Genomic DNA, 12,725 nt, shown 5'->3' with positions numbered 1-12,725 from the left:
CTGGTGCCAGAAGTCAGGCAAATATACAGCACACCAGGGCGTCAAGCCCGCACATTCGGACTCAGATGCCACCGCGCGCGACGAGCTGCCCGGCGATCACGTTGCGCTGAATCTCGTTGGTGCCCTCGCCGACGATCATCAGGGGCGCGTCGCGGAAGTAACGCTCCACGTCGTATTCGCACGAGTAGCCGTAGCCGCCGTGAATCCGCACGGCGTTCAGCGCGATCTCCATCGCCACTTCGGAGGCGAACAGCTTGGCCATGCCCGCCTCCATGTCGCAGCGCTCGCCGCCGTCGTACCGCTCGGCGGCGTAGCGGGTGAGCTGACGGGCGGCGGTCAACTTGGTCGCCATGTCGGCCAGGTAGTTGCCCACCGACTGGTGCTTCCAGATCGGCCGCCCGAAGCTCTCCCGCTGCTGCGCATAGGCCAGCGCGTCCTCGAGCGCCGCGGTGCCCACGCCCAGCGCGCGGGCGGCGACCTTGGATGCGCCCCGTTTCCAGGCCCTTCATCATTTGCGAAAAGCCCTCGCCCATCCGGCCGCCCAGCACCGCCGACTCCGGCGCGGAGAAGTCGTCGAACGACAACTCGCAGGATTCGACGCCCTTGTAGCCCAGCTTGGGCAGGTCTCGCGACACCGTCAGGCCCGGGCCGTGCTGGACGAGCACGATCGAGATGCCCCGATGTCGCGGCGCGGCGTTCGGATCGGTCTTGCACAGCAGCGCGATCAGATCGGACCTCCGCGCATTGCTGATCCACGTCTTGGCGCCGTTGATCCGCAGGCCGCCCGTACCGTCGGGTAGGGCCGTCGTCGTCATGTTCTGCAGGTCCGAGCCGCCGCCCGGCTCCGTCAACGCCATGGTGGCCCGCAGCTCGCCGGTCGCCATCGACGGCAGGTAGGCCCGCTTCTGCTCCTCGGTCCCGAACAGCGTCAGCAGCTTTGCCACCACTGTGTGCCCGCCCATCGCCCCGGCCAGGCTCATCCACCCGCGGGCCAATTCCTCGGTGACCCGCACGTAGCACGGCATGGAGACCGGCGAACCGCCGTACTCCTCGGGAATCGCCAGGCCGTAGATGCCGATCCGCTTCATCTGCTCGATCCACGCCTCGGGATAGGTGTTGGCGTGCTCGATCTCACGGACCGTCGGTTTGACGTCCCGGTCGATGAACGCCCGCACCGTGGCGACCAGCATCTCTTCTTCGTCGTTCAGCTCACTTCTCACGTGTGCCATATTGGCCCCGTGACTTTTGCGCATGTACGGGAGGGCGGGCCCTACTTCGACGACCTCTCCGTCGGTCAGGTCTTCGACTGGGCGCCGGTGATCACGCTGTCCTCGGGATTGGCCGCGGCGCACCAGGCGATCGTGGGGGATCGGCTGCGGCTCGCCCTGGACGCCGGGCTGTGCGCCGCCGTGACCGGCCTGCCCGCCCCGCTGGCGCATCCGGCGCTGGTCTGCGATGTGGCGATCGGGCAGTCGACGCTGGCCACCCAGCGTGTCAAGGCCAACCTGTTCTACCGCGGCCTGGCGTTTCACCGGTTCCCGGTCATCGGCGACTCCCTGTACACCCGCACGGAAGTGGTTGGGCTGCGGGCGAACTCACCCAAGCCGGGTCGCGCTCCGACCGGGATGGCGGCGCTGCGGATGACCACCGTCGACCAGGACGACCGGCTGGTGCTCGACTTCTACCGCTGCGGCATGTTGCCCGCCGGCCCCGACTGGCGGCCCGACGAGGCGCCGCACGACGACCTGTCCACCATCGGCGCTGATGCGCCCGGCCCCGACGTCGACCCGACCGCGCAGTGGGACGGCGAGGTCTTCCGGAACAAGGTGCCAGGTCCCCACTTCGAGCCGGGCCTGGCCGGTGCGGTGCTGCACAGCACCGGCGACGTCGTAAGCAGCGCCCCGGAGCTCGCCCGGCTCACGCTGAATATCGCCGCCACCCATCATGATTCGCGGGCCGGCGGGCGACGGCTGGTGTACGGCGGCCACACCATCGGGCTGGCTCTCGCGCAGGCGAGCCGGCTGCTGCCCAACCTGGTTACGGTGCTGGGCTGGGAATCCTGCGATCACACCGGTCCCGTCCACGAGGGCGACACCGTCTACAGCGAGTTGCACGTCGAGTCGGCCGAGCCGACCCGGCACGGTGGCGTGCTGCGGCTGCGGTCGCTGGTCTACGCGGCGGGCGAGCCGGACCGTGCGGTGCTGGACTGGCGATTCAGCGCGCTCCAGTTCTAGGACCGCCACGCGCACAATGGGAGGCGTGAGCTCGGCTACGTCGACGTGGGGGAGCAGCGGGCTGGCCTACCTGACCGGCCTGCCGGGCGGGCCGCCCGACTTCTCCCGCGCGAACGTGCTCTCGCACGCCCGGCGGGTGGCAACGGCCGTCGGCGAGCGGCTGGGCGTCGCGGTCGACGCCGCCGACCTGCTGGCCGGGCGGGCCGCGCTGCTGGGCCTGACCCGCGGCGGCCGGGTCTCCGCCGGGGGCGCCACCCGATTGCTGACGGCCGCCGACGGCTGGTGCGCGATCACGCTGTCGCGGCCCGACGACGTCGCCGCCGTCCCCGCCCTCGTGCAGAGCGACGACGTGGGGGCGGACCCGTGGCCGGCGGTGCGGCACTGGGCGGCAACGCATCACCGCTCCGCGGTCGTCGAGCGAGCGGCCCTGCTCGACATCCCGGCGGCCGCCCTGAGCGAGGCCGCGGCCGCGGCGCCGCGGATCCGACCGTGGGGCGCCCGCGGGCCGGCGCGCGACGTCGGCGGTCTGCTGGTCGCCGACCTGTCCTCGATGTGGGCCGGTCCGCTCTGCGGACAGCTGCTGGCGCGCGCCGGGGCGACAGTCGTCAAAGTCGAAAGCCCACGCCGACCCGACGGCACCCGGGCCGGGAACCAGGCCTTCTTCCATTGGATGAACGGTGAAAAGCTCTCCTATTGCGTCGATTTCGACACCAACGCCGACGAATTGCATGAGCTGCTTGCCGTCGCCGACATCGTGATCGAAGGCTCGCGGCCCGCGGCGCTGACGCGGCGCCGCCTCGGGCCGCACGACATCGAGCCAAGGCAGGGGCGAATCTGGTTGCGCATCACCGGCTATGACGGCGCCAGGCCAGGGTTCGGTGACGACGCCGCGGTGGCCGGCGGCCTGGTCGGCGTCGCCGCCGACGGACCGGTGTTCTGCGCCGACGCCATCGCCGATCCGCTGACGGGGCTGGAGGCGACGCGGTTGGTCGCCGATTCGCTGGGCCGCGGCGGCGGCGAACTGATCGAGGTCGCGATGGCCGCGGTCGCCGCCGGTTACGCGGCACTGCCGACGCAGGCGTCGGTGTCGAACCGGACCGCGCCGCCCCCGCGTGTTCCGCAGGCGGCCCGCCGGTCGGCACGGCTGGGCGCCGACCACGAGGCCGTGCGCCGGATCGTGGCCGAAAGGAGTTGCCGGCGATGCTGATTCGTCGCGCGACACTGCTGGACGGGACGACCACCGACATCCGGTTCGGCACCCGCATCGACGAAATGGGCGACGGGCTGGCCGCCGAGACCGGCGAGGGCGTGCTCTACGCCGGTGGGGGCACCGTCCTGCCCGGCCTGCACGACCACCACGTGCACGTGCGCTCGGCCGCCTCGGCCCTGGATTCGTTCTTCGTCGGGCCACCGGGTGTCAGCACCAAATACGAACTGGCACAACTGCTGTCGAACGCGACGCCGGGCCCCGACGGCTGGATTCGCGCCATCGGCTATCACGAGGCGGTCGCGGGCGATCTGGACCGGGACACGCTCGACGCGATGGTGCGCACCGCCCCGGTGCGCATTCAGCACCGCAGCGGGGTGCTGTGGATCCTCAACTCCGAGGCGCTGGGCCGGATTGGGCTTTCCGAACATCCCGACGGGCGCCTGCGCAGCGCGGACCACGGCTGGTCGGACCTGCTGCAGCGGCGCGAGAGCGACCTGGCGGAGCTGAGCCGGCGAATCACCGCCACCGGCGTCACCGGCGTCACCGACGCCACCCCCGACCTCGACGCCGACGACATGGTGTCACTCGTGGTGGCGCACCGGCACGGCGAGTTCCGGCCACGACCGAGTTTCCTGTCCCCGGGCAAGATCATCCTGCACGACGACCGCCTCGACCTCGACGCCCTGACGGACTGGATCGGAGACCACCACGACACGGGCAGGCCCGTCGCCGTGCACTGCGTGACCGCGGCCCAGCTGGTGGTCACCATCGCCGCGCTGCGGTCGGCCGGCAGCCATCCACGAGATCGGATCGAGCACGCCGCCGTGGTGCCGCAGGACAACGTGGCCGACCTCGCCGAGCTGGGTGTCACCGTGGTGACGCAACCCAACCTCGTTGCCGAGCGCGGCGACCACTACCTCGCCGACGTCCCCACCGCCGAGCAACCCGAGCTGTGGCGGGTGGCCTCCCTGCTGGAGGCGACGGTGCCGGTGGCCCTGTCCACCGACATGCCGTTCGGCCACGGCGACCCCTGGACGGCGATGCGCGCCGCCGTCCACCGCACCACTGTCAGCGGCGCCGTGCTGAACCCCAACGAATGTGTCTCCGCCCGAGAGGCTTTGACGATGTTCCTCGGCCGGCCGGACCGGCCGGGCCAGCCGCGCACCGTGGCGGTCGGAGAGCTGGCGGACCTCTGTGTGCTGAGCGAGCCGCCGGCGACGGCGCTGGCCGAGCTGGACGCAGGCATGGTGGCAGCCACCATCATCGGCGGTGAACTCGTCTACTTCTCGATGTGATCGGCGATCACGGCGCGGTGGCCAGGGCGGCGCGCAGCATTGCACACTGGCTGTCGAAAAAACGCTGCGACACTTGCGCTTTGGGCACGATCAGGTCGAAGCCGTGGAAGGCGCCCGGGATCGTCTCGACCTGGCACGGCACCCCAGCGGCCGTCAGCCGGTCCGCGTACGCCAGGTCCTCGTCGTGGAACAGGTCATGCGTGCCGACTCCGATCCAGGCAGGCGGCAGCCCGCTCAGGTCGTCGCGCCGCCCCGGCACCGCGACCTGCGGGTCGGCGTCGCCGAGATACGCCGACCAGCCAAACTGGTTGCTGCGGTTGTCCCACAGCCGATAGTTCGAGCTGGGGGCGGTGGCCGAACTGCGGTCGTCGAGCATCGGATACGTCAGCAGCTGGAACGCGGGGCTCACCTCGGCGCGGTCGCGGGCGAGCAGCGCCAGGGCCGCGGCCAGGCCGCCGCCGGCGCTGGCCCCGCCGATGGCCACCCGGTACCGATCCACGGACGGCAGATTCGCCAGCCAGGTCAACGCCGAATAGCAATCCTCCAGCGGCACCGGGTACGGATGTTCGGGCGCCAGGCGGTATTCCACCGATGCGACGGTGATGCCCAGCCGGCGGCTGAACCCACTGCAGAGCCGGTCGTCCTGTTCGGCGGTGCCGATCACGTATCCGCCGCCGTGGATCCACAGCAGCGCCGGGGCCGGTCCCGCGACGCCGGCCGGCCGGAACAGCCGGACGCCGGCCCCCGAACCCAGCGTGATGACCTCGACATCGCGGACGGGCTTACTGAGGCGGCTGCGCAACGCGATCCCGGCCCGCATCAGCGGCAGCGTGCGGGGACCGACGAGTCGGCGCGGGGCGAACCGGGCGATCCGCTGCAGGTCAGGGTGAACATCGGCGTTCGGCACCGCATCAGTATCACCGACGCGGAAAACCGCGCGGCCTGCTATCAGTGATATGCGGGGGTCGGACATGGGAGGCAAACGTGACCGGGAACGTCCCGAGGCTCGCTGCGCGGTTCGTCGACACCGCGCTCGGCAAGATACGCGTGCAGGTCAGCCCGGGCACCGGCGCCGCGGTGCTGCTGTGGCCCAGCCTGTTGATGACCGGGGACCTGTGGTCCGGCCAGGCCGCCCGGTTCGGGGCGAGCCACCGCCTGGTGCTGATCGACCCGCCCGGCCACGGCGGCAGCGAGCCGCTCCGGTCGGCCTTCACGTTCACCGACTGCGCGAGCTGCGTCGTCGACCTGCTGGACGGGCTCGGCATCGAGAAGGCCCACTTCGTCGGCAATTCCTGGGGCGGCATGATCGGCGCCACGTTCGCGGCGCTGCACCCCGATCGCCTCGACCGCGCCGTCCTGATGAACTGCACGGCGTCGAAGGCGGGCGCCGTTCAGAAGGCGAAATACGCGGCCATGTTGCGCGCGGCGGCGCTGCTGGGCGGCATCCGGCCGCCCCTGACGCGGTCGGCCCTGCGCGCCTTCCTCGGCCCGACGACGCTGCGCGCCCGGCCGGACGTGGTCGAGACCGTGCGCGCCGGCCTGCGGGCGGTCGACATCGATTCGGCCCGCTGGGCGGTCCGCAGCGTGGTCCCCGCCCGGCCCGATCAGCACGCGCTGCTGGGAACCATCGCGGCCCCGGTCCTGGTGGTCGCCGGCGCGGAGGACGCCACTTTTCCCGTCGCGGAGACTCGGGCCATGGCGGAGTCGATCCCCGGTGCGTCGTTTCGCGTGCTCGACGGCATCGCGCACCTGGCGGCGCTGGAAGACCCCGCCCGGGTCAACGACGTACTTGAGGCCTTCCTGTTCGGCGCCCCCGCTTGATCCGCGAGAACGCGTGTGGCAAGGGAGTTCTGCCGAATCCCCGGCGGGACTGAACCATTCCGCGCCCTGGCGCGTAGCCCAAAGGCGGTGGATTAGCCGCACGAAGATCGGGGTATCGGTGGAATGCTGGCGAGCGCGGCACGCGTCAGCGTTTCGTCGTCGCAACGTCCCTCACCGGGACCGAGCGTGGACCGCCCGGGCGGGCAGGACGCGAGGGACGTGAATGCTGGGTCATCTCTACGATCAGGCACTCGGCGGCGAGCGATGTTGGATTCGCCACGACGACGGGGAGCTGCGGCCGCTCCCGGCGCACCGCTGGTTGGGGGTGCGATGTCCCGACGACGTATGTCCCGGTGATGGATCTGAGGACGCCTTCGACGAAGTCTTCGACGAAGCCGTCACCCAGATGTGCACCGGGCCGACGATCGAATTGGGTTGCGGCCCGGGCAGACTGGTGGCCCGGCTGATCCAGCGGGGGATACCGGCCCTGGGCATCGACCGCTCCGTCGCCGCGATTCGGCTGGCGGGACGCGGCGGCGCGCCGGCCCTGCTGGGCGATGTGTTCGACCCGCTGCCCGGCATGGGTCTTTGGCAGACGGTATTGCTGGTCGACGGCAACGTCGGCCTCGGCGGAGACCCGTGCCGCATCCTGGGACGGGCGGCAGAGCTGCTGGCCCGGGGCGGGCGGTGCGTCGCCGAATTCGACGCCGAGAACATCGGCATCCGTGCGCGCTGGGTCCGGCTGGAGTCAGCGGGCGAGGTCGGACCCTGGTTTCGGTGGGCGTCGGTCGGCGTGGACAGCGCCGCGGCGCTCGCGGCGCAGGTCGGTCTGACGCTGACCGGTCTCCGTCTGATCGGCGATCGCGTAATCGCGTGTCTGGCGTCCATGTGAGCGTGTCGCGGCCGGCCGTCTCTTGGTCGAATGGCAAACGCCGCCGTCTCCGCGAGCACGGCAAATCGGCACACGGCAACCGCAGCCCCAGCGTGTTTCCGACGCCGGATGATGGGTCGACGCAAACGTCAGTTTCGGACCTGGCCCCGGGGGTACGCTGCCCTCACACGACGGCAAGGAGGCCGAGTATGACTTCGTGCGCGAAATGGTTGCTGCGGGCACGTCCCGGCGACTACGCGCTGGCCTTGAGCGTCGCGGGTGCGTCGCTGCCGGTGGTCGGCAAGCACCTCGAGCCCCTGGGCGGCCTCACGGCGATGGGCATCTGGGGCGCCCGGCACGCACCCGACTTCCTCTCCGGCATGACCAAGCCGCGTCAGGCGAAGGAAGCCGCCGAGTCGCTGCGCGGCGATGACGTCAGCATTCAGGACGTGTCCGTCGCGGCGCTGCGGGGCATCGTGTCGGCCGCCGACCTGGAGCTGGAATGGCCCGCGGCGGTACGGACGCCGCCGATCTGGGACGCGATGCGCCAGCGCCGCTACCTCCACCGCCGCGCGGTCCACTACGGGGACCACCCCGCGCAGGTGCTCGACGTGTGGCGCCGCAAGGACCTGCCCGCGCAGCCCGCGCCGGTGCTCATCTTCGTGCCGGGCGGCGCCTGGGTGCACGGCAAGGCCATGGGTCAGGGCTCGGCCCTGATGTCCCGGTTGGCGGAGCAGGGTTGGGTCTGCCTGGCGATCGATTACCGCGTCGCCCCGCACCACCGCTGGCCGCGGCACATCGTCGACGTCAAGACGGCGATCGCGTGGGCGCGTGCCAACGTCGACAAGTTCGGCGGCGACCGCGATTTCGTCGCCGTGGCCGGGTGTTCGGCCGGCGGCCATCTGTCCGCACTGGCCGGGCTCACCCCCGACGACCCGCAGTACCACGCGAAGCTGCCCGAAGGCGCCAACACCTCGGTCGACGCCGTGGTCGGCATCTACGGTCGCTACGACTGGGAGGATCGGTCGACCCCGGAGCGGGACCGGTTCGTCGACTTCCTGGAGCGGGTCGTCGTCAGGCGCAGGATGGACCGCCACCCCCAGGTGTTCCGCGACGCGTCCCCGATGGCGCGTGTGCATCGAAATGCCCCGCCGTTCTTGGTGATTCACGGCAGCAGGGACAGCGTCATTCCCGTCGAGCAGGCGCGCAGCTTCGTGGACCGGATGCGGGCGGTGTCGCATTCGATGGTGGGCTACCTGGAGCTGCCCGGCGCGGGCCACGGGTACGACCTCGTCGACGGGGAACGGGCGGGCGCCGCGGCGCACGCGACTTCGCTGTTCCTCAACCAGGTTTACCGCACCAAGACAAACGCGGCCAAAGAGGTTATCTGAACCGCCGCCGCTGAGTATGGTCCCTTTATGGGTAAGGGGCAGCGGTGAAACGGCTGAGCGGGTGGGATGCGGTCTTGCTCTACAGCGAGACGCCGAACGTGCACATGCACACCATCAAAGCCGCTGTGATCGAACTCGATTCCGATCGTCTTGACTTCGGCATCGACGCGTTCCGCGAAGTCATTCGCGGCCGCCTGGGCAAGCTGGAACCGTTCTGCTATCAGCTGGTCGAGATCCCCTTCAAGCTCCACCACCCGATGTGGCGGGAGCACTGCGACCTCGACCTGGACTACCACATCCGGCCATGGCGGCTGCCCGCTCCGGGTGGCCGGCGCGAACTGGACGAGGCCATCGGGCGCATCGCCAGCACGCCGCTGGACCGCAGCCGGCCGCTGTGGGAGATGTACTTCGTCGAAGGCCTGGCGAACAACCGGATCGCGGTGGTGGGCAAGATCCACCACGCGCTCGCCGACGGGGTCGCCTCGGCCAACCTGATGGCCCGCGGCATGGACCTGCAGCCCGGACCCGAGGGCGGGCCGTACGTGTCCGACCCGCCGCCCACCACCGGGCAGCTGATGGGTTCGGCGTTCGCCGACCACCTGCGCCACGTGGGGCGGATCCCGTCGACGATCCGCTACACCGCGCAGGGGCTGGGCCGGGTGCGCCGCAGCTCACGCAAGCTGTCACCGGAGTTGAGCCGGCCGTTCGAACCTCCGCCCACCTTCATGAACCACAAGATCACCCCGGAGCGCCGGTTCGCCACCGCCACCCTGGCGCTGGCCGATGTGAAGGAGACGGGGAAGCGGCTGGGAGCGACGATCAACGACATGGTGCTCGCCATGGCGACCGGCGCGCTGCGCACTCTGCAGCTGCGCTACGACGGCGAGGCCGTTCCGCTGCTGGCGTCGGTGCCGATGAGCTTCGACTTCTCGCCGGAGCGGATCTCCGGCAACCGCTTCACCGGCGTGCTGGTGGGCCTGCCGACCGATTCCGACGATCCGCTGGAGCGGGTGCAGTGCAGCCACGAGAACGCGATCGCCGCCAAGGAGAGCAACCAGCTGATGGGGCCTGAGCTGGTCAGCCGCTGGGCGGCCTACATGCCGCCCGCGCCGACCCAGGCCTTCTTCCGGTGGGCGTCCGGCCGCGACGGGCACAACAAGATCCTGAACCTGAACATCTCCAACGTGCCGGGTCCGCGCGAGCGCGGCCGGGTGGGCGGCGCGCTGGTCACCGAGATCTACTCGGTGGGCCCGTTGACCGCAGGCAGCGGCCTCAACATCACCGTGTGGAGCTACGTGGACCAGCTCAACATCTCGGTGCTGTCCGACGGCGCCACGCTCAAGGACCCGCACGAGGTGACCGAGGCCATGGTCGCCGACTTCATCGAAATACGCAGGGCCGCAGGGCTTCCCGAAGAGCTGACGGTCGTCGAGGCCGCGATGGCGCCAGCCTGAGGGCTATCCCGGAAACGGGACTCTCGACTGGTGCCAATGCCATTTCCGTCGACCGCTACGATCTTCTCGGATAAGCAGCCACCCCTACCCGAAGGAGCTGTGCGGCCGTGAGCGAAGACGCCAACGAACCCGAAGTCCTGGTCGAACAGCGGGATCGGATCCTGATCATCACGATCAACCGGCCCAAGGCGAAGAACGCGGTCAACGCCGCGGTGGCCAACGGCCTGGCCGCGGCCGTCGATCGGCTCGACGGCGACGCCGGTCTCTCGGTGGGCATCCTGACCGGCGCGGGCGGATCCTTCTGCGCGGGCATGGACCTCAAGGCCTTCGCGCGCGGCGAGCTGCCGATCGTGGCGGGCCGGGGCATGGGCTTCACCGAGCGCCCACCCGCCAAGCCGCTGATCGCGGCGGTCGAGGGCTACGCGCTGGCCGGCGGCACCGAGCTCGCCTTGGCCACCGACCTGATCGTCGCGTCCAAGGACTCGGCCTTCGGCATCCCCGAGGTCAAGCGCGGGCTGGTCGCCGGGGGCGGCGGCCTGCTGCGGCTGCCGCAGCGCATCCCGTCGGCCATCGCGATGGAGCTGGCGCTCACCGGGGAAAACCTGCCCGCCGAGCGCGCCCACGCGCTCGGGCTGGTCAACGTGTTGGCCGAGCCGGGTAAGGCGCTCGACGAGGCGATCGCGCTGGCCGAGAAGATCGCCGCCAACGGCCCGCTGGCGGTGGCCGCCACCAAGCGGATCATCGTCGAGTCCCGCGGCTGGAGCCCCGAGGAGATGTTCGCCGAGCAGAACAAGCTGCTGGCGCCGGTGTTCGCGTCCAACGACGCGAAGGAGGGCGCGATCGCCTTCGCCGAGAAGCGCCCACCGCGCTGGACGGGCAGCTGAGCGGCCGGGTTACACTATGGCTTAGATTTGTAAACCGTTGGGGAATCGGAAAGATCGAGGATGAGCATTTCGCTGCTGCTCGAGATGGCCGCGTCGAGCAACCCCGATCGCACGGCGGTCGTCTCCGGCGACGTGCGGCTGACGACGCAGCAGCTCAGCGACCTGGCCGACGGTGGCGCCGGCGTGATCGCCGGATCCGGCGCCAGGCACGTCGCGTACGTGGGCACCGGCGGCGCCATGCTCCCGGTCCTCATCTTCGCGGCCGCGCGCGCCGGGGTCGCCTTCACGCCGATCAACTACCGGCTGTCCGCCGACGGCATCCAGGCGCTGATCGACCGCCTGCCCGAGCCGCTGGTGGTCGTCGACAGCCGGTACAGCGACATGCTGGGCGGGGCGTCGCCGCGGCTGATGACCACCGAGGAATTTCTGACCGCGGCGCGCGGTGCCGAGCCGGCCGCCGAGTTCCCCGACCCGGAGTCCGTCGCGATCGTCCTGTTCACGTCCGGCACCACGTCGCAGCCCAAGGCCGTCGAACTCTCGCACAACAACCTGACCAGTTATGTCACCGGGACAGTGGAGTTCGAATCGGCCGACGCGGGCGAGGCGGCACTGATCTGCGTTCCGCCGTATCACATCGCCGGGGTCAGCGCCGCGCTGTCCAACCTGTACGCCGGGCGCAAGATGGTCTACCTGCCCACCTTCGACGCCCAGGAATGGGTGCGGTTGGTCGACGCCGAGCGAGTGACCACCGCGACGGTTGTGCCCACCATGCTGGATCGGATCGTCACGGTGCTGGAGAGCGGCGGTCACGAGCTGACGTCGCTGCGCAACCTGGCCTACGGCGGCTCCAAGGTGGGCCTGCCGCTGGTGCGCCGGGCGCTGGAGCTGCTGCCGCACGTGGGCTTCGTCAACGCCTACGGCCTGACCGAGACCAGCTCGACGATCGCGGTGTTGGGGCCCGACGACCACCGGGAGGCGCACTCGGCGGCGGAGGCGCACGTCGCCAAGAGGCTGGGGTCGGTCGGACGCCCCGTTCCCGGCATCGAACTGCAGATCCGCGACGAGGACGGCAAGGTGCTGGGACCCGGCGAACCCGGTGAGCTGTTCGTGCGGGGCGAGCAGGTGTCGGGGCGCTACACCGGGATCGGCTCGGTGCTCGACGACGAGGGCTGGTTCCCGACTCGCGACGTCGCCCTGCTCGACCAGGACGGCTACCTTTTCGTCAGCGGTCGCAGCGACGACACCATCATCCGCGGGGGCGAGAACATCGCGCCGGCGGAGCTGGAGGAGGTGCTCATCGAGCACTCCCACGTGCGCGACGTCGCCGTGGTCGGCGTGGAGGACCCGCAATGGGGACAGGCGATCGTCGCCGTCGTGGTCCCGGCCGTCGGGATCGATCCCGACCCCGAGGAGCTGCGCGAGCACGTCCGCAAGAGCCTGCGCGGCTCGCGCACCCCGGACCACGTGGTGTTTCGCGACGAGTTGCCCACCACGGCGACCGGCAAGGTGCTGCGCCGCGAGATCGTCAAAGACTTAGGTGCACTGCGTGCCGCGCCGGCCGACCA

General features: G+C 70.6%; 10 protein-coding genes and 1 pseudogene. 9 read left to right on the top strand and 2 right to left on the bottom strand.

Translation table 11 applies throughout. The annotated features are described in order from the left end of the window. Window positions 1-61: 61 nt before the first annotated feature. A pseudogene (locus tag A9X03_RS06055) lies at window positions 62-1,220 on the bottom strand (acyl-CoA dehydrogenase family protein). Between the two features lie 18 nt (window positions 1,221-1,238). On the opposite strand from A9X03_RS06055, the gene A9X03_RS06050 reads away from it, so the two are divergent. Genes A9X03_RS06050 through A9X03_RS06040 form a run of 3 tightly spaced genes read left to right on the top strand, consistent with a single transcriptional unit; the run spans window position 1,239 to window position 4,739 of the window. After that, window positions 1,239-2,234, top strand: coding sequence for a MaoC family dehydratase (locus A9X03_RS06050; protein ID WP_068260130.1), 996 nt, complete (start codon window positions 1,239-1,241; stop codon window positions 2,232-2,234). 16 nt (window positions 2,235-2,250) lie between these two features. After that, window positions 2,251-3,441 (top strand): CoA transferase, encoded by a 1,191-nt coding sequence (locus A9X03_RS06045; protein WP_068260125.1) that lies wholly within the window; start codon window positions 2,251-2,253, stop codon window positions 3,439-3,441. Continuing rightward, window positions 3,435-4,739, top strand: a complete 1,305-nt coding sequence (locus A9X03_RS06040) for an amidohydrolase family protein (protein ID WP_068260122.1) — start codon at window positions 3,435-3,437, stop codon at window positions 4,737-4,739. The genes A9X03_RS06045 and A9X03_RS06040 overlap by 7 nt, the downstream gene beginning before the upstream one ends. A gap of 7 nt (window positions 4,740-4,746) precedes the next feature. Here A9X03_RS06040 and A9X03_RS06035 read toward each other — a convergent pair whose 3' ends face one another. After that, window positions 4,747-5,646: an alpha/beta hydrolase gene (locus A9X03_RS06035; RefSeq protein ID WP_067756778.1), complete on the bottom strand. Its 900-nt coding sequence runs from the start codon at window positions 5,644-5,646 to the stop codon at window positions 4,747-4,749. Window positions 5,647-5,723: 77 nt separating this feature from the next. On the opposite strand from A9X03_RS06035, the gene A9X03_RS06030 reads away from it, so the two are divergent. The 6 genes from A9X03_RS06030 to A9X03_RS06005 form a co-directional block, all read left to right on the top strand. After that, the gene (locus A9X03_RS06030) at window positions 5,724-6,560 is read left to right on the top strand and encodes an alpha/beta fold hydrolase (RefSeq protein WP_197498954.1); all 837 of its coding nucleotides are present in this window, start codon (window positions 5,724-5,726) and stop codon (window positions 6,558-6,560) included. Window positions 6,561-6,783: 223 nt separating this feature from the next. Continuing rightward, window positions 6,784-7,452: an SAM-dependent methyltransferase gene (locus A9X03_RS06025; RefSeq protein ID WP_067756775.1), complete on the top strand. Its 669-nt coding sequence runs from the start codon at window positions 6,784-6,786 to the stop codon at window positions 7,450-7,452. A gap of 188 nt (window positions 7,453-7,640) precedes the next feature. Continuing rightward, the gene (locus tag A9X03_RS06020; protein ID WP_068018042.1) at window positions 7,641-8,822 is read left to right on the top strand and encodes an alpha/beta hydrolase; all 1,182 of its coding nucleotides are present in this window, start codon (window positions 7,641-7,643) and stop codon (window positions 8,820-8,822) included. 44 nt (window positions 8,823-8,866) lie between these two features. Beyond that, window positions 8,867-10,276: a wax ester/triacylglycerol synthase family O-acyltransferase gene (locus A9X03_RS06015; protein WP_067756769.1), complete on the top strand. Its 1,410-nt coding sequence runs from the start codon at window positions 8,867-8,869 to the stop codon at window positions 10,274-10,276. A 107-nt stretch (window positions 10,277-10,383) separates the two neighbouring features. Next, window positions 10,384-11,160 carry a crotonase/enoyl-CoA hydratase family protein gene (locus A9X03_RS06010; RefSeq protein ID WP_067756766.1) on the top strand — a complete coding sequence of 259 codons (777 nt, stop codon included), beginning with the start codon at window positions 10,384-10,386 and terminating at the stop codon, window positions 11,158-11,160. Window positions 11,161-11,220: 60 nt separating this feature from the next. Then, on the top strand, window positions 11,221-12,725 hold a 1,505-nt coding region (locus A9X03_RS06005; RefSeq protein WP_067756763.1), incomplete at its 3' end, for a class I adenylate-forming enzyme family protein.

The sequence above is a fragment of the Mycobacterium sp. E1715 genome, assembly GCF_001667625.1.
Classification (GTDB): Bacteria; Actinomycetota; Actinomycetes; order Mycobacteriales; family Mycobacteriaceae; genus Mycobacterium.
This window is presented reverse-complemented; position numbering and strand designations above follow the sequence as displayed.